Annotated in this window: 15 protein-coding genes and 1 pseudogene; 15 read left to right on the forward strand and 1 reads right to left on the reverse strand. The window is 70.4% G+C overall.

Features of this window, described 5'->3' with window-relative positions; genetic code table 11:
* Positions 1–18: 18 nt before the first annotated feature.
* Positions 19–1,701, reverse strand: a complete 1,683-nt coding sequence (gene recN, locus BLV01_RS15215; RefSeq protein ID WP_091801272.1) for a DNA repair protein RecN — start codon at positions 1,699–1,701, stop codon at positions 19–21.
* Between the two features lie 352 nt (positions 1,702–2,053).
* Between recN and hrcA the strand changes: the two genes are divergently transcribed.
* The 15 genes and pseudogenes from hrcA to BLV01_RS15290 all read left to right on the forward strand — a co-directional run.
* Positions 2,054–3,121 (forward strand): heat-inducible transcriptional repressor HrcA, encoded by a 1,068-nt coding sequence (hrcA, locus tag BLV01_RS15220; protein ID WP_091801275.1) that lies wholly within the window; start codon positions 2,054–2,056, stop codon positions 3,119–3,121.
* A 312-nt stretch (positions 3,122–3,433) separates the two neighbouring features.
* Entirely contained in the window at positions 3,434–3,967 is a 534-nt protein-coding gene (grpE, locus tag BLV01_RS15225; RefSeq protein ID WP_091801278.1) for a nucleotide exchange factor GrpE, read from the forward strand.
* A gap of 197 nt (positions 3,968–4,164) precedes the next feature.
* Positions 4,165–6,087 (forward strand): molecular chaperone DnaK, encoded by a 1,923-nt coding sequence (gene dnaK / locus BLV01_RS15230; RefSeq protein WP_091801281.1) that lies wholly within the window; start codon positions 4,165–4,167, stop codon positions 6,085–6,087.
* Positions 6,088–6,251: 164 nt separating this feature from the next.
* The gene (gene dnaJ / locus BLV01_RS15235) at positions 6,252–7,391 is read left to right on the forward strand and encodes a molecular chaperone DnaJ (RefSeq protein ID WP_091801284.1); all 1,140 of its coding nucleotides are present in this window, start codon (positions 6,252–6,254) and stop codon (positions 7,389–7,391) included.
* Between the two features lie 240 nt (positions 7,392–7,631).
* A complete protein-coding gene (locus tag BLV01_RS15240; protein WP_091801287.1) occupies positions 7,632–8,147 on the forward strand; it encodes a TonB family protein in 516 nt (171 codons plus the stop codon).
* Positions 8,148–8,480: 333 nt separating this feature from the next.
* Complete coding sequence (locus tag BLV01_RS15245) at positions 8,481–10,433, forward strand: DUF3857 domain-containing protein (protein WP_175485973.1); 1,953 nt, start codon at positions 8,481–8,483, stop codon at positions 10,431–10,433.
* Between the two features lie 127 nt (positions 10,434–10,560).
* Positions 10,561–11,298: a 4-hydroxy-tetrahydrodipicolinate reductase gene (gene dapB / locus BLV01_RS15250; protein WP_091801293.1), complete on the forward strand. Its 738-nt coding sequence runs from the start codon at positions 10,561–10,563 to the stop codon at positions 11,296–11,298.
* Positions 11,299–11,636: 338 nt separating this feature from the next.
* On the forward strand, positions 11,637–12,764 hold the full coding sequence (gene carA, locus BLV01_RS15255) for a glutamine-hydrolyzing carbamoyl-phosphate synthase small subunit (RefSeq protein ID WP_091801296.1): 1,128 nt from the start codon (positions 11,637–11,639) through the stop codon (positions 12,762–12,764).
* Complete coding sequence (locus BLV01_RS15260; protein ID WP_091801299.1) at positions 12,764–13,207, forward strand: DUF6973 domain-containing protein; 444 nt, start codon at positions 12,764–12,766, stop codon at positions 13,205–13,207. The genes carA and BLV01_RS15260 overlap by 1 nt, the downstream gene beginning before the upstream one ends.
* Positions 13,208–13,214: 7 nt before the next feature.
* Entirely contained in the window at positions 13,215–16,460 is a 3,246-nt protein-coding gene (carB, locus tag BLV01_RS15265; protein ID WP_091801302.1) for a carbamoyl-phosphate synthase large subunit, read from the forward strand.
* A 273-nt stretch (positions 16,461–16,733) separates the two neighbouring features.
* Positions 16,734–17,210, forward strand: coding sequence for a transcription elongation factor GreA (greA, locus tag BLV01_RS15270; protein ID WP_091801305.1), 477 nt, complete (start codon positions 16,734–16,736; stop codon positions 17,208–17,210).
* 29 nt (positions 17,211–17,239) lie between these two features.
* On the forward strand, positions 17,240–18,181 hold the full coding sequence (locus tag BLV01_RS15275; protein WP_091801309.1) for a hypothetical protein: 942 nt from the start codon (positions 17,240–17,242) through the stop codon (positions 18,179–18,181).
* A 55-nt stretch (positions 18,182–18,236) separates the two neighbouring features.
* The gene (gene recJ, locus BLV01_RS15280; RefSeq protein ID WP_091801344.1) at positions 18,237–19,955 is read left to right on the forward strand and encodes a single-stranded-DNA-specific exonuclease RecJ; all 1,719 of its coding nucleotides are present in this window, start codon (positions 18,237–18,239) and stop codon (positions 19,953–19,955) included.
* A 57-nt stretch (positions 19,956–20,012) separates the two neighbouring features.
* Positions 20,013–20,690 (forward strand): hypothetical protein, encoded by a 678-nt coding sequence (locus tag BLV01_RS15285; protein WP_091801312.1) that lies wholly within the window; start codon positions 20,013–20,015, stop codon positions 20,688–20,690.
* A 235-nt stretch (positions 20,691–20,925) separates the two neighbouring features.
* Positions 20,926–21,765: pseudogene (locus BLV01_RS15290) on the forward strand (glutamine--fructose-6-phosphate aminotransferase); the annotation flags it as partial.

The following is a 21,765-nucleotide window of genomic DNA, read 5'->3' on the forward strand; positions in this document are numbered from 1 at the left end:
ATTGCCGAGCCGCAGGCCTTACACCACGTCGGCCAACAGCCGCCGCGCCGCCGCCCGCACCTCTTTGGTCAACTCCACGCCGCCGAGCATGCGCGCCAGTTCTTCCTCGCGCTGCTTGGAGGCCAGCACCTGCACCGCGCTCTGGGTGACGCCTTCGCTGGCGGCCTTGGCGACGCGGTAATGGGCGTGGCCCTGGGCCGCGACCTGGGCCAGGTGGGTCACGCACAGCACCTGGCGGCTGCCGCCGAGCGCGCGCAGCTTCTGGCCGACGATCTCGGCCACGGCGCCGCCGATGCCGGTGTCGACTTCGTCGAACACCATCGTCGGCACCGCGTCCAGCCCGAACGCGGCGACTTCGATCGCCAGCGAGATGCGCGAGAGTTCGCCGCCGGAGGCGACCTTGCGCAGCGGCCGCGGCGGTTGGCCGGGGTTGGCGGCGACCATGAATTCGACCCGTTCGGCGCCGTTCGGGTCGGGCCGGTCTTCTTCCTGCGGCTCGATCTCGACGGCGAAGCGGCCGCCGCCCATGCCGAGCTCGCCGATCAGTTCGGTGGTGCGCGCCGACAGCGAGGCGGCGGCGTCGCGGCGGGCGCGGCCGAGCGCGTCGGCGGACCGGCGCCAGCGCTTGCGCGCGGCGTCGATCTCGGCGTCGAGCGCGTCCAGGCGTTCGCCGGCGCCGCGCAGTTGTTCCAGTTCGGCGCCGACGCCGTCGCGGGTGGCGCCGAGCTGCTCCGGCGCGACCCGGTGCTTGCGCGCCAGTTCGTGCAGGCGGCCGAGCCGGGCTTCGATGCGTTCGAATTCGGCCGGGTCGAGGTCGAGGTCGTCGCGCACGCGGTCGAGCAGGCTCAGCGCCTCGTCGATCTGGATCGCGGCGTTGTCGAGCATGGCGTCGACTTCGCCCAGGCGCGGTTCGTGCTCGGCCACCCGCTGCAGGTCGCCGCGCACTTGCTGCAGGGTGCGGGTCAGCGACGGGCCTTCGTCGCCGCCGATGCGCGCGAACGCGCCTTCGCAGGCGGCGATCAGGCCGGCGGCGTGGGCGTGGCGGCGGTGGTCGGCGTTGAGCTTGGCGATCGCCTCGGGTTCCAGCGCCTCGCGCTCGAGTTCGGCGTGCTGGTGTTCGAGCCAGCCGATGCGGTCGGAGACGTCGCCCTGGGCGACCAGCCCGTCGCGCTCGCGCAGCAGCGCGCTCCAGGCGCGCGCGGCCTGGGCGACGGGCTCGCGCGCGGCCTCGTGGCGGCCGTAGGCGTCGAGCAGGTCGAGCTGGCTGGCGCGGGTCAGCAGGGCCTGGTGTTCGTGCTGGCCGTGTATCTCGACCAGCCTGGAAGCCAGCTCGCCGAGCTGGCTCAGGGTGACCGGGCGGCCGTTGACCCAGGCGCGCGAACCGCCGTCGGCGCGGATCACCCGGCGGATCTGGCAGACCGGGGCGCCGCCGTCGCCGGTCTCGTCGAGTTCGTTCTCGCCGAGCCAGGCCGCGGCGAGCGGGGCGTCGTCGAGGGTGAAGTCGGCGACCAGCTCGGCGCGGTCGGCGCCGTGGCGGACCACGCCGCTGTCGGCGCGCAGGCCGCTGAGCAGGCCGAGCGCGTCGACCAGCAGCGACTTGCCGGCGCCGGTTTCGCCGGAGATGACGGTGAGGCCCGGACCGAAGCTGAGTTCGGCGGCAGTGACGACGGCGAATTGCTTGAGCGAAAGATGGGCGAGCATGCGGCGGCGATTGTGCCTGGGAGGGGGCGTGGCTGGGAATGGGCGCGCGGCGGGAGCGAGCGTAAGGGGAGGGTGGATCAGCGGGTGAGACGCGGGTGGGCGTCGCCGCGGCATCAGTATGAGGGCGGTCGGTGACGGGCGCTGCCCTGCGGGCGTCGGGGCGGACGGCGGTCGCGCTTCGGCGGCGCTCGCGCGACGCGCCGGCCGGCGGCGCGGATCGCGGCGGACGCTCGCCCGAACCGCTCCGGCAAGCGGCCAACCGGCGGCCGAATCCGGTCGCGGGTCGCGAATCGCCCCGGTCCCGGACCGCGGACCGCTTGCGCCCCGCCGCCGGCGCGCATATATCGCCCCCATGAACCGCCGAGCCAACGACCCCGCCCTGGACCCGCGCGCGCGCCAGCTGTTGCGCGCGCTGATCGGCCGCTACATCCACAGCGGCGAGCCGGTCGGGTCGCAGACCCTGGCCCGCCATGCCGGGCTCGACGTCAGCCCGGCGACGATCCGCAACATCCTGTCCGACCTGGAAGAGGCCGGCCTGCTCAGCGCGCCGCACACCTCGGCCGGGCGCATCCCCACCGCCCAGGGCTACCGCCTGTTCGTCGATTCGCTGCTGCAGGTGCGGCCGCTGCCCGAGGGCGAGGTGGCGCGGCTGCGCAGCGAGCTGCCGCCCGGCTCGGGCACCCAGGCCCTGCTCGGCAGCGCGTCGGAGCTGCTGTCGGCGATGACCCACTTCGTCGGCGTGGTCAGCGTGCCCAAGCGCGAGCAGTTCGCGTTCCGCCGGATCGAGTTCGTGCCGCTGGACGCGCAGCGGGTGCTGGCGATCCTGGTGTTCGCCGACCAGGAAGTGCAGAACCGCATCATCCAGACCCGCCGCCCGTTCGAGGCCGGCGAGCTGGAGCGGGTCGGCAACTACCTCAACACCCATTTCGCCGGCCGGCCGGTGGCCGAGATCCGCGCCAGCCTGCTGCGCGAGCTGCGCAACGCCCAGTCGGAGATGCAGGCGCTGCTGGCGCAGTCGATGGAACTGGCCGAACAGGCGCTGGCGCCGGACGGCGACGACATGGTCCTGGCCGGGCAGACCCGGCTGATGGGGGTGCAGGAGCTGGCCGACCTGGACCGGCTGCGCGAGCTGTTCGAGGCCTTCGCCCGCAAGCGCGAGATCCTGCAACTGCTCGAACGCACCGTAAGCGCGCCGGGCATGCGCATCTTCATCGGCGAGGAAACCGGGCTGGCGCCGCTGGAAGGCGTATCGCTGGTGACCGCGCCCTACGGCGCCGGCGGGCGGGTGCTCGGCGTGCTCGGGGTGATCGGGCCGACCCGGATGGCCTACGAGCGGGTGATCCCGGTGGTGCAGGCGGCCGCCGACGCGCTCGGCGATGCGTTCGAGCCGGGTGAGGGGCCGGCGGGCGAAGGCGAGTAGCCCGGTCCTGCCGGCAGTACCTTCAGGCCCAGGGCTCTTGTGGGAGGGCCTTCAGGTCCGATGCTCTTGTGCCCGATCGCCGCGATCCGACCGAAAAGCATCGCGCCTGAAGGCCCTCCCACAAAAGCAGGGGGGCTGTCGCTCCAGGCCGATTGTTCCAAAATGCGCCGCGAACCGCGGAGCTGCCCGCCGATCCCGCACGATCGCCGCAGTTCACCGCCGTTGCCGGGCCGCCATTCGGCCGCCGCCTCTTGAATGCCCGTCCCCGGCCCCCATAGCTGGCCCTGTCGCGGATTGCCGCAAGGAACCAGCATGAACCCAAACGACCCCAACCCCCAGGCCAACGCCCACCCCAACCCCGACGCCCAGGACCCGGTCGCCGCCGCCGGCGCCGCGATGTCTGAGGTCGAGGCGTTGCGTTCGGAAATGAACAAGCTGCGCGAGGACGCGCTGCGCGAGCGCGCCGAGCTGGAGAACCAGCGCAAGCGCGTGGTCCGCGACATCGAGATGGCGCGCAAGTTCGCCAACGAGCGCCTGCTCGGCGACCTGCTGCCGGTGATCGACAGCCTGGAGGCCGGCCTGGCCGCCGCCGGCGGCGACGCCAGCGCGCTGCGCCAGGGCATGGAGCTGACCCTGCGCCAGTTGCTCAAGGTCGGCGCCGACAACGGCCTGGTCGCGGTCGACCCGGTCGGCCAGCCGTTCAATCCCGAACACCACCAGGCCATGAGCATGGTGCCGGCGCCGGGCGTCGCGCCGAACCACGTGGTCCAGGTCTACCAGAAGGGCTGGCTGCTCAACGAGCGCCTGTTGCGCCCGGCCCTGGTCGTGGTCGCCCAGGACGCCTGAGCCGCGCGCTCCGGCGGCGCCGCGGCGGGGGCCGCGCACAGGCGCCGCAACGGGGCGTTACCGCGGGCCTGGAACCGACCAGGGGCAGGGCACGGGCGCTTGAACTGCCCGGCACCGGGCCCCAAATAGCGAACATCGGCGGCCGCGGACACACGCGCCGCCCCCAACATTCCAGCATTGAGAGAGGGAGCAACAGCATGGGCAAGATCATCGGCATCGACCTGGGCACGACCAATTCCTGCGTCGCCATCATGGAAGGCGGCAAGGCCAAGGTCATCGAGAATTCGGAAGGCGACCGCACCACGCCGTCCATCGTCGCCTTCACCAAGGACAGCGAAGTCCTGGTCGGCGCCTCGGCCAAGCGCCAGGCGGTGACCAACCCGAAGAACACCTTCTACGCGGTCAAGCGCCTGATCGGCCGCAAGATGACCGACGCCGAAGTGCAGAAGGACCTGGGCCTGGTGCCCTACGCGATCGTCCCGCACGACAACGGCGACGCCTGGGTCGCGACCGCCGACGGCAAGAAGATGGCGCCGCAGCAGATCTCGGCCGAAGTGCTGGGCAAGATGAAGAAGACCGCCGAAGCCTACCTGGGCGAGCCGGTCACCGAGGCGGTGATCACCGTGCCGGCCTACTTCAACGACAGCCAGCGCCAGGCGACCAAGGACGCCGGCAAGATCGCCGGCCTCGAGGTCAAGCGCATCATCAACGAGCCGACCGCGGCCGCGCTGGCCTACGGCATGGACAAGAAGGGCGGCGACCGCAAGGTGGCCGTGTACGACCTCGGCGGCGGCACCTTCGACGTGTCGATCATCGAGATCGCGTCCGTGGACGGCGAAATGCAGGTCGAAGTGCTGTCCACCAACGGCGACACCTTCCTCGGCGGCGAAGACTTCGACAAGCGCGTCATCGATTATTTGGTCGAAGAGTTCCAGAAGGACCAGGGCATCGACCTGCGCAAGGACCCGCTGGCCCTGCAGCGCCTGAAGGACGCGGCCGAGCGCGCCAAGATCGAGCTGTCGTCCTCGCAGCAGACCGAAGTCAACCTGCCGTACGTCACCGCCGACGCCTCGGGCCCGAAGCACCTCAACATCAAGCTGACCCGCGCCAAGCTGGAGTCGCTGGTCGAGGACCTGATCAAGAAGACCATCGAGCCCTGCCGCATCGCGCTCAACGACGCCGGCCTGCGCGCCAGCGACATCGCCGAGGTGATCCTGGTCGGCGGCCAGACCCGCATGCCCAAGGTCGGCCAGGCCGTGGCCGAGTTCTTCGGCAAGGAACCGCGCAAGGACGTCAACCCGGACGAAGCCGTCGCCGTCGGCGCGGCGATCCAGGGCGGCGTGCTGGCCGGCGAGGTCAAGGACGTGCTGCTGCTCGACGTGACCCCGCTGAGCCTGGGCATCGAGACCCTCGGCGGCGTGTTCACCAAGATCATCGAGAAGAACACCACCGTTCCGACCAAGGCCTCGCAGACCTTCTCCACCGCCGAGGACAACCAGTCGGCCGTGACCGTGCACGTGCTGCAGGGCGAGCGCGAGCAGGCCCGCTACAACAAGTCGCTGGCCCGCTTCGACCTGTCCGGCATCGAGCCCTCGCCGCGCGGCATGCCGCAGGTCGAGGTGTCCTTCGACATCGACGCCAACGGCATCCTGCACGTCAGCGCCAAGGACAAGAAGACCAACAAGGAACAGAAGGTCGAGATCAAGGCCGGTTCGGGCCTGTCCGAGGAAGAGATCGCCAAGATGGTCGCCGACGCGGAAGCCAACCGCGAGGAAGACCAGAAGTTCCACGAGCTGGTGCAGGCGCGCAACCACGCCGACGCGCTGATCCACAGCACCCGCAGCGCGATCAAGGAGCACGGCGAGAAGATCCCGGGCGAGGCCATCGGCCGCGCCGAGGCGGCGATCGCCGAGCTGGAGACCGCGATGAAGGGCGACGACAAGGGCCAGATCGAGGCCAAGTCGCGCGCGCTGGAAGAAGCCGCGCAGTCGGTGCTGGCCGCCGCCAGCGCGGGCCAGCCGGGCGAGGACGCCCCGGCCGGCGAGGCCGGCGCCTCGGCCAAGTCCGACGACGTGGTCGATGCGGAGTTCACCGAAGTCAAGGACGGCGACAAGAAGTAAGGCCGGGAATGGGGGATGGGGAATCGGGAAAGGCCGGAAGCGCTATCGCCGCGACCTGCCGCACGCCCGGTTCCCCGTTCTCGTATTCATGGCGGGCCGCCGAGGCCCGCGCGCTTTCGATCTGACGATTCCCTTTTCCCGAGTTCCGATTCCCGATCCCGCCCATGAGCAAACGCGATTACTACGAAGTGCTGGGCGTCGAACGCAACGCCAGCGACGACGACCTGAAGAAGGCCTATCGCCGCTGCGCGATGAAGTTCCACCCGGACCGCAATCCCGGCGACCAGGCCGCCGAGGCCGCGTTCAAGGAATGCAAGGAGGCCTACGAGGTCCTGTCCGACGCGTCCAAGCGCCGCGTGTACGACCAGCACGGCCACGCCGCGTTCGAACACGGCATGGGCGGCGGTAGCGGCGGCCCCGGCCCGGGCTTCGCCGACATGGGCGATATCTTCGGCGACATCTTCGGCAACATCTTCGGCGGAGGTGGCGGCGGCGGTGCGCGCGGCCCGCGCCGCGGCGCCGACATCGGCTACGTGATGGAGCTGTCGCTGGAAGAGGCGGTCGGCGGCGTCGAGAAGCAGATCGAGATCCCGACGTTGGACGAGTGCGAGACCTGCAAGGGCTCGGGCTCGGCCGACGGCAAGGTCGAGACCTGCACCACCTGCAACGGCCGCGGCCAGGTGCGGTTCCAGCGCGGCATCTTCTCGATGCAGCAGGCCTGCCCGCACTGCAACGGGCGCGGCCAGACCATCGCCAATCCCTGCGGCGACTGCCACGGCCAGGGCCGGGTCGAACGCACCAAGACCCTGCAGGTCAAGATTCCCGCCGGCGTCGACAACGGCGACCGCATCCGCCTGACCGGCGAGGGCGAAGCCGGCCCGACCGGCTCGCCGGCCGGAGACCTGTACGTGGAAGTGCGCGTGCGCGAGCACGAGATCTTCCAGCGCGACGGCGACGACCTGCATTGCGAGGTGCCGATCCGCATCTCCCAGGCCGCGCTCGGCGACATCGTGCGGGTGCCCACGCTCGGCGGCGAAGTCGAGCTGCGCATCCCGGCCGAGACCCAGAGCGGCAAGCTGTTCCGCCTGCGCGACAAGGGCGTCAAGTCGGTGCGCAGCCGCAAGCCCGGCGACCTGTATTGCCGGGTCGCGGTGGAAACCCCGGTCAACCTGACCATGGAGCAGCGCGAGTTGCTGGAGAAGTTCGAGGCGACCTTCGTCGGCGAGGGCGCGCGCAAGCATTCGCCACGCTCCTCGACGTTCATCGACGGGGTCAAGGGGTTTTGGGATCGGATGACGTCCTGAGTCCGGGGCGGTAAACGCCACGCTTGCGCGAACGAAGGCCTCGACCGACCGGTCGGGGCCTTTGCGTATGCGGCCGGCGCGCAACAACGCCGGCGTCGCCAGCCCTGTGCGGGCGGGCCGGCCGCCTGCAGCGACGTGCTCCAGCCGATGCGCGTATGCGCGCCCGAACGGGCGCTGGCCGGCGGTATGTAAAGCCGCTAAGGTCTTTTTATCGATCCTCGGCGACCAAAGGACAGGGACATGAAGCATGGAGCGCTCGCGGTATTCGCAAGAGCATCGTCGTTGTCGTTGCTTTGTCTGTGTTCTACCGTCACGGCCGCACAGGAAAAACAGTCCGCGGACGAGGGCGGCGCGCCGGCGCCGCCGGTTCCGGTGATCGTTATCGAGAAGCCGAAGCCGGGAGCCGAGATGCCGGCTCCGCCGCCCCATTTCACGCCCGCGACGCCCCGACAGGCCGAACAGACGCCGCAGTTTCCCGGAGGCGACGCGGCGCTCAGGGCCTATCTCGGGAAGAACCTGCAATATCCCGCGAAGGCGTTGCAAGACGAAGTGCAGGGCGCCGTGGTCGTCGATTTCGACGTCGATGTCGACGGGACGATCCAGAACATCCTGATCGTGCGGGACATCGGCGGCGGTTGCGGCGACGAAGCGAAACGGCTCGTCCAGAAGATGCCGCGCTGGCAGCCGGGGCGGCAGGGCGGCGAGGCGGTGAAAGCGAGCTACAGGCTCAGTATTTATTTTGTATTGACGCAGTGACGCTTCGACGCAAAGGCAGCAAAGCTGCGGCGGTCCTGGCGGCTTGGGCGGTCGAGGCGGTCCCCGGCGGCGACCGCCGGATCCGACCGGCCGACGCGGGTGCGGTCGGTTGCTGGCGCCGACGGAGCCAGGGTCGCGGTTGAGCCCTCGGCGCCATCGTTGCGCCGCCTCGACTCGGATGGAAGTCGCGAACGAGAAAGCGAGCTTCGGCTCCTTTTTCATTTGCGCGCGCGCACGTTCGCCGCGGCGATGTGATAGAAAACCGCCTCCGGCGCCGCAGCGGCGCCGGCCATCGTCGATCAAGGATCAGGGGAAGAAAGGATGCGCATCGTCATGCCGCGGCGTTCGGCCGCACTGTGTCTGGCGCTGGCCGCGGCGCTGGCCGCGAACGGCGCCGCGTTCGCCCAGGCCGACGCCCAGGCCAAGCCGGGCGCGCCCGCCGCCGCGGCGCCGGCGCAAGCCGCCGCCGCCAAGCCGGCCGGCCGCGCCGAGGAACAGCCCGCGCGCCTGGAACGCATGCATTACGCCTACACCGTGCAGCCCAATGGCGCCTACATCGAGCAGCGCGAGTCGGCGCTGAAGGTGCTGCGCGAGGATGCGGTCGAGCGCGCCAAGTACGACTCCATCGACTACAGCGCCAGCCTGCAGACGCTGGAGGTGATCGAGGCCTACACGCTCAAGGCCGACGGCCGCCGCATCGCGGTGCCCAAGTCGAACTACCAGGTGCAGACCAACGACGGCCGCGGCGACGGCGGGCCGGCGTTCTCCGACGTCGCCACCACCCAACTGGTGTTTCCCGACGTCGCCGTCGGCGACACCGTGGTGCTGAACTACCGCCTGGTCGGCAAGCAGCCGATGTTCGAGGGCCAGTTCTCCGACACCGGCAGCTTCAGCGACTACGCCTACCTGGGCGAGATGACGCTCAAGTACGACCTGCCGGCCTCGATGAAGATCCGCAAGGAGTCCTACGGCGCGCTCAAGACCGTGCGCGACGAGGTCGTCGGCGACCGCCGCATCCTGGAGTGGCGCTACAGCAACCGCGAGCCCAAGGTGTTCGAGCCGCAGGTCGCCGCGCCGTTCGACCTGACCCGCACCAACGGCGCCTCGGTGTCCACCTTCGCCAGCTACGGCGACATCGCCCGCGTCTACGGCGAGCGCGCGCTGCCCAAGGCGGTGCCGACCGCGCGCGTGCGCAAGCTCGCCGACGAGATCGCCGCCGGCAAGACCGGCCAGCGCGAGATCGCCCAGGCGCTGTACGAGTGGGTGTCGCTGAACATCAACTACGCCGGCAACTGCATCGGCCTGGGCGCGGTGGTGCCGCGCGACCAGGACTTCGTGCTCGACAACCGCATCGGCGACTGCAAGGACCACGCGACCCTGCTGCAGGCGCTGCTCGCGGCCAAGGGCATCGAGGCGACCCAGGCGCTGATCAACTCCGGCACGACCTACCGGCTGGCGCCGGTGCCGGTGGCCTCGGCGGTCAACCACGTCCTCAATTACCTGCCGGGCCTGGATCTTTACCTGGACGCCACCGCCAAGGGCATCGCCTTCGGCGAATTGCCGTGGGCGGTGGCCGGCAAGCCGGTGCTGCGGGTGGACCGCCCGGAGCTGGAGGCGCGCACGCCGGCGCCGCTGAAGCTGGGCAACCGCCAGCGCATGGACACCCAGCTGACGATCGCCGAGGACGGCAGCGTCAAGGGCACGATGAAGGTCGAACTCGACGGCCGTGCGGCGATGGAGTTCCGCGCCGGCCTGCGCGAGCTGACCGACAAGGACGCCGCCGAACTGGTCGCCAAGGTGTTCGAGCGCGCCGGCGTGCAGGCCACCGGCAGCTTCCGCCAGGACGATCCCAAGCCGCTGCGCAGCCAGCACCGCTACCAGGTCGAGATCGACGCCAAGCAGGCGGTGCAGATGCCCGGCGCGTTCCCGCTCGGGCCGATGTTCATGACGCCGCAGCCGGTCGCCGCGCTGGTCGGCAGCGCCCAGGCGCCGCTGATCAAGGACGAAGGCGACGGCCTGTGCCGCGGCGGCCGTTCGGAGGAGACCTACCGGATCGAGTTCCCCAAGACCGTGAAGGTGCTGGCCAAGCCGCAGGACCTGAAGCTGGAATCCAACGGCTCGCGCTACGAGGCGACCTATCGCCTGGAAGGCAACGTGCTGCACGCGCACCGGGTGATCGAAGACGCCACCGTCGGGCCGGTGTGCACCGGCGAGTACAACCGCGGCTATTCCGAATTCGCGCGCAAGGTGCTGCCGAACCTGAAGGCGCAGGTGATCTACCAGTAAGCGTTCGCCGCGGCGAAGCGCGCGCGGGGCCGGCCAAGCGCCGGCCCCGTTCGTTCTGGGCGGCCTCGTCGGTTTTTTGCGCGGGCCCGGCTTGTTTTGCGCCGGCCGCAGCGGCTAGCCTGCGCCCATGACCGATACCGCCAAGTCCCCGATCCGTCTCCTCATCCACGGCGCCAGCGGGCGCATGGGCCAGGCCCTGCTGCGGCTCGCGCGCGAGCGCGACGATGTGGCCGTGGTCGCCGCGTATTCGCGCTCGCAGCCGAGCCAGCGGGTCATCGACGGCGTGCCGCACTTCGCCGTCGCCGAATTGGGCGGCGCGCCGGAGTTCGACGTCGCCGTCGACTTCAGCCTGCCCGACGGCTTCGACCCGGCGCTGGCGCTGTGCGCGGCGCGCGGCAAGGCGCTGGTATCGGGCACCACCGGCCTGTCCTCGGCGCAGAACGCGGCGATCAACGAGGCCGCCGGCGCCATCGCCGTGGTCTGGGCCGCCAACTACAGCCTCGGCGTGGCGGTGCTGACCGAACTGGTGCGCCGCGCCGCCGCGGCGCTGCCGGGCTGGGACTGCGACGTGGTCGAGGCCCACCACACCCGCAAGCTCGACGCGCCTTCGGGCACCGCGCTGCACCTGGGCGCGGCGGTGGCGATCGGCCGCGGCAGCGAGCCGCACTACGCCAGCCTGCGCGCCGGCGACATCGTCGGCGAGCACACCGTACAGTTCGCCGCGCCGGGCGAGCGGCTGGAGCTGATCCATCGCGCCAGCAACCGTGACATCTTCGCCCGCGGCGCGCTGGAGGCGGCGGTGCGGGTGGCGCAGCAGGCGCCGGGGCGGTACGGGCTGGCGGAGTTGATGTTTCCGAATCTCTAGGTGGCCGGGCCAGGCAGGGCGGTTGCGCCGGGCGGCGCAGTAGCGCGGCCCCGCCCGCCACCGCGCCCGCCCGATTCAGGCGCCGGCCCGTGCGCTGCGTTCAGCCAATCCGGGCCCGGCGCGCCCGATTCCGTTCAGCCAACCGCGCCGCCGACCCCGCCGGATCGTCATCTGCCCGCCACATTAATACTGGCGCCCGGGGTCCATCGCAGATAGAATTCCGGCTCGCCTGAATCCCAACGTCGGACCGGTCCAGCACCGCGTCCGCGCTTTGCTGCAACTGCGTTTTGCCGTAGCCGCAACGGGATCAGTTCCTCCGGCAGCCAAGGCGACCCCCCGTGACCCAACCCGCAATCCTCGCTCTCGAAGACGGCACCGTGTTCGAGGGCGTTTCCGTAGGCGCGCCCGGCCTGAGCGTCGGCGAAGTCGTATTCAACACCGCCATCACCGGTTACCAGGAAATCCTCACCGACCCGTCGTACGCGCGCCAGTTGGTGACGCTGACCTATCCGCACGTCGGCAACACCGGCGTGACCGATCAGGACGACGAGGCCCGCCAGGTCTGGGCCAGCGGCCTGATCGTGCGCGACGTGCCGCGCCGCCCGAGCAACTGGCGCAGCCAGGTCGCGCTGCCGCAGTGGCTGGCCGACCGCGGCGTGGTCGCCATCGCCGACATCGACACGCGCAAGCTGACCCGGCTGCTGCGCGACACCGGCGCGCAGAACGGCGCGCTGATGGCCGGCGAGATCGACGTGGACAAGGCGCTGGAAGCCGCGCGCAAGTTCCCCGGCCTCAAGGGCATGGACCTGGCCAAGGAAGTCTGCACGCGCGAGCGCTACGAGTGGAGCGAAGGCCAGCTCGACCTGGACCGCAACGCGTTCGTGAATGCCGAGCCGCGCTTCCACGTCGTCGCCTACGACTTCGGGGTCAAGCTCAACATCCTGCGCATGCTCGCCGAGCGCGGCTGCCGCATCACCGTGGTGCCGGCGCAGACGTCCGCCGCGGACGTGCTGGCGCTGCAGCCCGATGGCGTGTTCCTGTCCAACGGCCCGGGCGATCCGGAGCCGTGCGACTACGCGATCGCCGCGATCAAGGAATTCGTCGCCCGCAAGATCCCGACCTTCGGCATCTGCCTGGGCCACCAACTGCTCGGCCTGGCCAGCGGCGCGAAGACGCTGAAGATGAAGTTCGGCCACCACGGCGCCAACCATCCGGTCCAGGACCTCGACAGCGGCCGGGTCATGATCACCTCGCAGAACCACGGCTTCGCGGTCGACGAGGCCAGCCTGCCGGCCAACGTGCGGGTGACCCACCGCTCGCTGTTCGACGGCAGCAACCAGGGCATCGCGCTGACCGACGCGCCGGCCTTCGGCTTCCAGGGCCACCCGGAAGCCAGCCCCGGCCCGCACGACGTGTCGCCGCTGTTCGACCGCTTCGTGAACATGCTCGAGCAGGCCAAGGCCTGATGAGCGCCACGCCGGCCCCGCCGCGCCGCCGCCGTTGGCGTCGACGCGTATTGGCGGTGCTGGCGTTGGCCGGCGCGTACCCCGCGTTCGTGATGATCGCGGTGTACTCGCAGTGGTTCGCCGCGAACCTGCCGGGCGGCCGCAACGGCCCGGCCGACGCGTACCGCCACAGCCTGGCCAGCGCCGTGGTCGCCCACACCCTCTCGCCGGTCTGCGTGGACTGGGTGACGGCGGTGATGGAGCGCGACGGCGAGGGCAACCCGAGCCGGGCCATGGACGCCCACAACAACGCGATCGGCGCGCGCATCGGCGCCGCCGCCCCGACCTGGACCGCGATGCAGCGCGAGGTTCGCGCCGCGGTCGACCACGGCGCGATCGACGCACGATCGCCCGAGCAAATCACCTGGCGCGCCCCCGCGACGTGGCAGGACCGACTTTACTGAGGACCTCATGCCCAAGCGTACCGACATCAAAACCGTCCTGATCATCGGCGCCGGCCCGATCGTGATCGGCCAGGCCTGCGAGTTCGACTACTCCGGCGCGCAGGCGTGCAAGGCGCTGCGCGACGAGGGCTACCGCGTGGTCCTGGTCAACTCCAACCCGGCCACGATCATGACCGACCCGGACATGGCCGACGCCGTGTACATCGAGCCGATCAACTGGCAGACGGTCGAGAAGATCATCGCCAAGGAAAAGCCCGACGCGCTGCTGCCGACGATGGGCGGCCAGACCGCGCTGAACTGCGCGCTCGACCTGGCCGACAACGGCGTGCTGGAGAAGTACAACGTCGAACTCATCGGCGCCAAGCGCGACGCCATCCGCATGGCCGAAGACCGCGAGCTGTTCCGCGTGGCGATGAGCGAGATCGGCCTGGAATGCCCGCGCGCCGCGGTCGCGCGCACCCTGGAAGAGGCGATCGAGATCCAGGCGACGGTGGGCTACCCGACCATCATCCGCCCCAGCTTCACCCTCGGCGGCAGCGGCGGCGGCATCGCCTACAACCGCGAAGAGCTGATCGACATCGTCACCCGCGGCCTGGAGCTGTCGCCGACCACCGAAGTGCTGGTCGAGGAATCGGTGCTGGGCTGGAAGGAGTTCGAGATGGAAGTGGTCCGCGACACCGCGGACAACTGCATCATCGTCTGCTCGATCGAGAACTTCGACGCGATGGGCGTGCACACCGGCGACTCGATCACCGTCGCCCCGGCGCAGACCCTGACCGACAAGGAATACCAGCGCCTGCGCGACGCCTCGATCGCGGTGCTGCGCAAGATCGGCGTCGATACCGGCGGCTCCAACGTGCAGTTCGGCATCAACGCGCAGAACGGGCGCGTGGTGGTGATCGAGATGAACCCGCGCGTGTCGCGCTCCTCGGCGCTGGCGTCGAAGGCGACCGGCTTCCCGATCGCCAAGATCGCGGCCAAGCTCGCGGTCGGCTACACCCTGGACGAATTGCGCAACGAGATCACCGGCGGCGCCACCCCGGCCTCGTTCGAGCCGTCGATCGACTACGTGGTCACCAAAATCCCGCGCTTCGCGTTCGAGAAGTTCCCGCAGGCCGACGCGCGCCTGACCACGCAGATGAAGTCGGTCGGCGAGGTCATGGCGATGGGCCGCACCTTCCAGGAATCGCTGCACAAGGCGCTGCGCGGGTTGGAGACCGGCAAGGTCGGCCTCGACCCGACCGGCCTGGACCTGTCCAGCGAATCCGACCTGGCCGTGCTCAAGCGCGAGCTCAAGGAGCCGGGCCCGGAGCGCATGTTCTACATCGGCGACGCGTTCCGCGCCGGCCTCAGCGTCGAGGACGTGCACGCGCTGTCGTTCGTCGATCCGTGGTTCCTCGACCAGATCGAGGAACTGATCGCGACCGAGCGCGAGGTCGCCGACGCCGGCCTGGGCGCGCTCGACAAGGGCCGCATGCGCGCGCTCAAGCGCATGGGCTTCTCCGACGCGCGCCTGGCCCAGCTGACCGGCACCGACGAGACCGCGGTGCGCACCCTGCGCCGCGCCTTCGGCGTGCGCCCGGTGTACAAGCGGGTCGACTCCTGCGCCGCCGAGTTCGCCACCACCACCGCGTACATGTACTCGACCTACGAGGACGAGTGCGAAGCCGCGCCGACCGACCGCGACAAGATCATCGTGCTCGGCGGCGGCCCCAACCGCATCGGCCAGGGCATCGAGTTCGACTACTGCTGCGTGCACGCGGCGCTGGCCCTGCGCGAGGACGGCTATGAAACCATCATGGTCAACTGCAACCCGGAGACCGTGTCGACCGACTACGACACCTCCGACCGCCTGTACTTCGAGCCGCTGACGCTCGAGGACGTGCTCGAGATCGCCGACCTGGAAAAGCCCAAGGGCGTGATCGTGCAGTACGGCGGCCAGACCCCGCTGAAGCTGGCGCGCGCGCTGGAAGCCAACGGCGTGCCGATCGTCGGCACCACCCCGGACAGCATCGACCTGGCCGAGGACCGCGAGCGCTTCCAGAAGCTGGTGCAGGAGCTCGGGCTGGCCCAGCCGATCAACCGCACCGCGCGCAACCCCGACGAAGCCCTGGCCCTGGCCAACCAGATCGGTTACCCGATGGTGGTGCGCCCCAGCTACGTGCTCGGCGGCCGGGCGATGGAGATCGTCCACTCCGACGCCGACCTGACCCGCTACATCCGCGACGCGGTCAAGGTGTCGAACGATTCGCCGGTGCTGCTGGACCGCTTCCTCGACAACGCGGTGGAAGTCGACGTCGACGTCATCGCCGACCGCGAAGGCCGGGTGCTGATCGGCGGGGTGATGGAGCACATCGAGGAAGCCGGCGTGCACTCGGGCGATTCCTCGTGCTCGCTGCCGCCGTACTCGCTGTCGCCGGCCACCCAGGAACGGTTGCGCGAGCAAGTCGTGGCGCTGGCCAAGGCGCTCAAGGTCGTCGGCCTGATGAACACCCAGTTCGCGATCCAGACCGACGCCGACGGCAACGAGACGATCTACCTGATCGAAGTGAACCCGCGCGCCTCGCGCACCGTGCCGTTCGTGTCCAAGGCCACCGGCATGGCGCTGGCCAAGATCGCCGCGCGCTGCATGGTCGGCCAGACCCTGACCTCGCAGGACGCGGTCGACGAGATCGTGCCGGACTACTACTCGGTCAAGGAAGCGATCTTCCCGTTCGCCAAGTTCCAGGGCGTCGATCCGATCCTCGGCCCGGAGATGCGCTCCACCGGCGAGGTGATGGGCGTGGGCCAGAACTTCGGCGCGGCGATGGCGCGCGCGCAGGAGGCCGGCGGCATCAAGGCGCCGCCGGTCGGCAAGGTGTTCATCTCGGTGCGCGACCCGGACAAGCAGCGCGTGCTGCCGGTGGCGCAGGAACTGCTGCGCCGCGGCTACAGCCTGGTCGCCACCCGCGGCACCCAGGCCTTCTTCGCCGAGCACGGCGTGGCCTGCGAGGGGATCAACAAGGTCACCGACGGCCGTCCGCACATCGTCGACCTGATCAAGAACGGCGAGATCGTCTACATCATCAACACCACCGAAGGCCGCCAGGCGATCTCGGATTCGTTCTCGATCCGGCGCGAGGCGCTGCAGCAGCGGGTGACCTATTCGACCACCGTGTCGGGCGCGCGCGCGCTGGTCAATTCGCTGGACTACCGCGGCCAGGGCCCGGTGTGGTCGTTGCAGGAGCTGCACGCGCAGATCGGCGCGCGCTGATCCGGGCTGGGACGATCGGCGCTGGCCGATCGTCCGCCGCGGCCCGGATCGCCCATGTGGGAGGGCCTTCAGGCCCGACGCTTTCGTTGCAGGTCGCTTCGACCCCACCGGAAAGCGCCGGACCTGAAGGCCCTCCCACAGGCTTTTCCCTCCGAATTTCAAGGGCTGTCTTCCGCCGGTCTTCCCCGGCACAATGCCCCCTGGACACATCTTCGAAACATCCGCGCCGGGCCCAAGGATCCGCCCGGCGTCGCACTGCAGAGGAACCAAGGAATGAGAGCACCCATTACCGCCAAGGGCGCGCTGCGCCTGCGCGCCGAACTGGAAGAACTCAAGTCGGTCAAGCGTCCGGCCGTGATCAACGCGATCGCCGAAGCGCGCGCCCATGGCGATCTCAAGGAGAACGCGGAGTACCACGCCGCGCGCGAACAGCAGGGCTTCATCGAAGGCCGCATCAAACAGCTCGAGGCCGAGCTGTCGCATGCGCAGATCATCGACACCAGCACCCTCAACGCCGGTTCCAAGGTGGTGTTCGGCGCCAACGTCGAGCTGGCCGACACCGAGACCGACGAGGAACGGCGCTACCAGATCGTCGGCGACCTGGAAGCCGACATCAAACTCGGCCTGATCGCGATTTCCTCGCCGGTGGCGCGCGCGCTGATCGGCAAGAACGAGGGCGACACCGTCGTCATCGAGGCGCCCGGCGGCACCCGCGAGTACGAGATCGTCGGCGTCAGCTACGACGGCTGAGCCGCGTCGCCCGCACCGACCCGCCCGCCATGAACCGCGTCGACCTGTTGCTGCCCGCGCGCGAACGCTTCGGCGGGCAGCGCCTGGACCAGGCGCTGGGCCAACGCTTCGGCCGCGCCGACCGCAGCGTCGAGGCGGCCGACCCGGCCGCGCGGGTGTTCGACATCCTGCCGCGCGGCTGGCCGGTGGCCGCGGCCACCCGCCAGCGCGACGCCGGCGACGCCGCGCACGGCGCTTGGCTGCGCGCCGATCCGGTGTATGTGCGTCCCGACATCAACGGCGCGCGCCTGCTCGCCTACGGCCGCGCGCTGTCCTTGAGCGAACGCGACAGCGCCGCGCTGCTGCCGGCGCTCAAGCCCTTGTTCGGCGACGCCGGTTTTCCCATCGACGCGCCCGCGCCGGAGCGCTGGTACGTGGCGCTGCCGCGCGAAACCCGGCTGCCGCGCTTCGTCTCGCCCGAGCAGGCGCTGGGCGAGGACCTGTTCCAGCACCTGCCCGAAGGCGAGGGCGCCGAAGGCCGCCGCTGGCGCGCGCTGCTGAGCGAGGCGCAGGTGGTGCTGCACAACCATCCGCACAACGGCGCGCGCGCCGCCGCCGGGTTGGCGCCGATCAATTCGCTGTGGTTCTGGGGCGCGGGCGTGCTGCCCGACCAAGTGCGCTGCGGCTACGCCGGCGTGTGCAGCGACGACGAGGCGCTGACCGCGTTCGGCGCCCAGGCCGGCATCGCCACCGGCCCGTTGCCGCCGCGCTGGAGCGAACCCGCGGGCGAGGGCGCGTTCCTGTTCGACCTGCGCGCGCAGCGCGATCTGGCCCTGATCCAACGCGACTGGCTGCAACCGCTGGCGCAGGCGCTCGACCGCGGTGCGCTCGCGCGCGTGGCGGTGCGCTGCGCCGACGGCGAGCGCTTCGAGCTGGCGCGTCCGCAGCGCTGGCGGTTCTGGCGCAAGCCGCTGCGTTCGTTGCTGGATTGAACGCGCGTATGCCCTTGTGGTCGCCGGAGCCGCGGCGTTGAAGCCCGCCGCGCGCTTGCGCCGGCGCGAGCCGGCCGACGCGGACGGCGTCGCCGACAGCGGCTGGCCCGAGTCGGTCACGCCGCTGCTGCGGCGCATCTACGCCGCGCGCGGCGCGACCTGCCTGGAGCAGGCCCAGCCCAAGCTCGCCCAACTGCTGCCGCCCGACGGCATGCTCGGCCTGGACAAGGCGACCGAACTGCTGGCCGAGGCGATCGCCGCCGACCGCCACATCCTGGTGGTCGGCGATTTCGACTGCGACGGCGCCACCGCCTGCGCGGTCGGCGTGCGCGGGCTGCGCATGCTCGGCGCGGAGCGGGTCTCGCACTCCGTGCCCAACCGCATCGTCCACGGTTACGGCCTGTCGCCGGCGCTGGTGGAAGAGTTGGCGCTGTTGCAACCGGAACTGTTGGTCACCGTCGACCACGGCATCGCCTGCCACGCCGGCATCGAAGCGGCGCGCGCGCGCGGCTGGCAGGTGCTGGTGACCGATCACCATCTGCCCGGCGAGCGCCTGCCGCAGGCCGACGCCATCGTCGATCCGAACCAGCCCGGCGATGCCTTCCCGAGCAAGATGCTGGCGGGCGTCGGGGTGATGTTCTACGTGTTGCTGGCGCTGCGCCGGCGGCTGCGCGAGGCCGGCGCGTTCGGCGCCGGCGGCAACGGCCCGGACCTCAGCCAACTGCTCGACCTGGTCGCGGTCGGCACCGTCGCCGATCTCGTCCCGCTCGACGCCAACAACCGCGCGTTGGTCGCCGCGGGCCTGCGCCGCCTGCGCGCGGGGCAGGGCTGCGCCGGCCTGCGCGCGCTGATCGAAGTGTCGCAGCGCGATCATCGTCGCCTCACCGCCGCCGACATCGGCTACGCGCTGGCGCCGCGGCTCAACGCCGCCGGCCGCCTGGAGGACATGGCGCTGGGCATCGAATGCCTGCTGACCGAAAACCCGGCGCAGGCGCGCGAGATCGCCGCCACCCTCAACGAGATCAACGCCGAGCGCCGCGCGGTGCAGCAGCAGATGACCGACGAGGCCGAGCGCGCGTTCGCGCGCGTGGCCTTCGACCCGGCCGCCGCGCCGCTGGCGCCGTGTATGTTCGATCCGGACTGGCATCCCGGCGTGGTCGGCCTGGTCGCCTCGAAGATGAAGGAACGCCTGCACCGGCCGGTGATCGCGTTCGCGCCGGCCGAGCCCGGCAGCATGCAGCTGCGCGGCTCGGCGCGCTCGATTCCCGGTTTCCACATCCGCGACGCGCTGGCCGACGTGGCCGCGCGCCATCCCGAACTGATCGAGCGCTTCGGCGGCCACGCCATGGCCGCCGGCCTGTCGCTGCACCGCGACGCGTTCGAGCCGTTCCGCGACGCGTTCGACGCCGTCGCGCGCGCGGCGCTGACCCCGGAACTGCTGCAGGCCGACGTGCTCAGCGACGGCGCGCTGGCACCGGCCGAGTTCGACCGCCGCCACGCCGAATCGCTGCGCGACGGCGGGCCGTGGGGGCAGGGCTTCGCCGAGCCGCAGTTCGACGGCGAGTTCGAAGTGCTGTCGTGGCGGGTGATCGGCGAACGCCACCTCAAGCTGGAACTGGGCTGCGAAGGGCGCCGGCTCAACGCGATCGAGTTCGGCGGCTGGGACGGCAACAAGCCGCCGCCGTGGGTGCGCATCGCCTATCGGCTGGAGCCGGACGATTACCGCGGCGGCGAGGCGGTGCAGTTGATCGTCGTGCATCGCGAGGCGCTGTGACCGCCGGCGCGGATCCGCGCGCCCCCATCCAGGCTGTGCAAGCAAAGTCCGCCATCGATGAAGCCGACGACCGTCTTTGTTGCGTTGCTGTTTCTGCTCGCCGCTTCGGCTGGCGCCGCGGTTGATGAGCGCGTCTACGTCGGCAAGATTGTCGAAGTTTCGCCCGGACGGATAGGGATCGGCAGGAACGACGCGGTCGTCTACATCGGCTTTTACGGCTGGGCGAAGGCGCTGGAGCGCTTGGCCGGGTTGCGTGCGGGAGACGAGGTGCGTGCGGTGTTCGGCACGGGAACGCCCGCGGGCGCGACCGCGCCCATCAACAAACTCGTCGACATTCGGCGATGCGCCGGCAACGACCGGCAATGCGCCGCGGACGGCAGCGCCGAAGACGCCAGGTCGGCGATGGATGAGCGGGCCCGCGCCGACAGTTCGCGACAACACTCGCAGTGCTCGCGGGCGATGGATGAGGCCTTGCTGAAGGACCCGCATTTCGTTGCCCCGGTGGAGGCCGATGCGGCTCTGGCCGATGCGATGCGGGGCGAGTTGAACTCGTTTGCCGGACCGCGACGCGACTGCGCCCATGCGATCCTCGCGGGCCACCAAACGGCGGTTTTCGATGCCTGCGTGGCTCAAGGGTGCGGCGAACGAGTCGCCGGCGGATGCGGTCACCTCGCGGGCTATGCGCTGACGGACGCTGCGATCAGGCACGCAGTGCTTGAATGCAGGGCGAAATGAAGCCGCATAGCGGTAACTGTCCGTCTCTCGGGCCTGCGGCCGCTTGATCGGTTGTGTAACGAGTCGGTCATGCCGGCGTGTTCGGGCGTCTCCGCGACGCCGGGCGCCGCATCCAGCTTGTTGAACCGTTCGCTAACGATCTGTGCCGGCGGTAGCGCCGTCGCGACGCAGTTCGCGACGGCAGGGGGAAGGCCCGGCTAGACTGGCCGGCACTCTTCCCCCGGAGTTTTTCAGCATGTGCGGAATCGTTGGCGCGATCGCCGATCGCGATGTGGTACCGGTCCTGATCGATGGCCTGAAGCGGTTGGAATACCGCGGTTACGACTCGGCGGGCATCGCCGTGTTCGACGGCGCGCAATTGCGCCGGGTGCGCCGGACCGGGCGCGTGGCGGAGATGGAAAACGCGGCCCAGGCCGAGGGCTTCAACGCCCAGGTCGGCATCGGCCACACGCGCTGGGCGACCCATGGCGGGGTGACCGAGGCCAATGCGCATCCGCACATCAGCTTCGGCGAACTGGCGGTGGTGCACAACGGCATCATCGAGAACCACGACGAGCAGCGCGAGCGTTTGCGCGCGGCCGGTTATGCGTTCGAATCGCAGACCGACACCGAGGTGATCGCGCACCTGGTGCATTTCCATCTGCGCCAGGGCCTGGACCTGCTCGCCGCGGTGCAGTCGGCGGCGCGCGAGCTGGTCGGCGCGTACGCGATCGCGGTGGTGAGCCTGAACGAGCCGGGCCGGCTGATCGCCGCGCGCATGGGCTGCCCGCTGCTGGTGGGCCTGGGCGAGGGCGAGAACTTCGTCGCCAGCGACGTCTCGGCGATCGTGCAGGCCACGCGCCGGGTGATCTTCCTGGAAGAGGGCGACACCGCCGAGATCACCCGCGCCGCGGTGCGGGTGTTCGACGCGGACGGCGCGGCGATCGAGCGCGAGGTGCATTTGTCGGACGTGTCGCTGGCCTCGCTGGAGCTGGGCCCGTACCGCCACTTCATGCAGAAGGAGATCCACGAGCAGCCGCGCGCGATCGCCGACACCATCGAGGCGGTGATCGACAACAACGGCTTCAGCGCGTCG

This window comes from Lysobacter sp. yr284, from assembly GCF_900107375.1.
Classification (GTDB): domain Bacteria; phylum Pseudomonadota; class Gammaproteobacteria; order Xanthomonadales; family Xanthomonadaceae; genus Lysobacter.

Coding starts and splice junctions, on each gene's coding strand:
- BLV01_RS15285 (WP_091801312.1), top strand. CDS start 20,013: ATGAAGCCGACGACCGTCTTTGTTGCGTTGCTGTTTCTGCTCGCCGCT.
- greA (WP_091801305.1), top strand. CDS start 16,734: ATGAGAGCACCCATTACCGCCAAGGGCGCGCTGCGCCTGCGCGCCGAA.
- dapB (WP_091801293.1), top strand. CDS start 10,561: ATGACCGATACCGCCAAGTCCCCGATCCGTCTCCTCATCCACGGCGCC.
- carB (WP_091801302.1), top strand. CDS start 13,215: ATGCCCAAGCGTACCGACATCAAAACCGTCCTGATCATCGGCGCCGGC.
- BLV01_RS15275 (WP_091801309.1), top strand. CDS start 17,240: ATGAACCGCGTCGACCTGTTGCTGCCCGCGCGCGAACGCTTCGGCGGG.
- BLV01_RS15240 (WP_091801287.1), top strand. CDS start 7,632: ATGAAGCATGGAGCGCTCGCGGTATTCGCAAGAGCATCGTCGTTGTCG.
- grpE (WP_091801278.1), top strand. CDS start 3,434: ATGAACCCAAACGACCCCAACCCCCAGGCCAACGCCCACCCCAACCCC.
- BLV01_RS15245 (WP_175485973.1), top strand. CDS start 8,481: ATGCCGCGGCGTTCGGCCGCACTGTGTCTGGCGCTGGCCGCGGCGCTG.
- dnaJ (WP_091801284.1), top strand. CDS start 6,252: ATGAGCAAACGCGATTACTACGAAGTGCTGGGCGTCGAACGCAACGCC.
- dnaK (WP_091801281.1), top strand. CDS start 4,165: ATGGGCAAGATCATCGGCATCGACCTGGGCACGACCAATTCCTGCGTC.
- recN (WP_091801272.1), bottom strand. CDS start 1,701: ATGCTCGCCCATCTTTCGCTCAAGCAATTCGCCGTCGTCACTGCCGCC.
- hrcA (WP_091801275.1), top strand. CDS start 2,054: ATGAACCGCCGAGCCAACGACCCCGCCCTGGACCCGCGCGCGCGCCAG.
- BLV01_RS15260 (WP_091801299.1), top strand. CDS start 12,764: ATGAGCGCCACGCCGGCCCCGCCGCGCCGCCGCCGTTGGCGTCGACGC.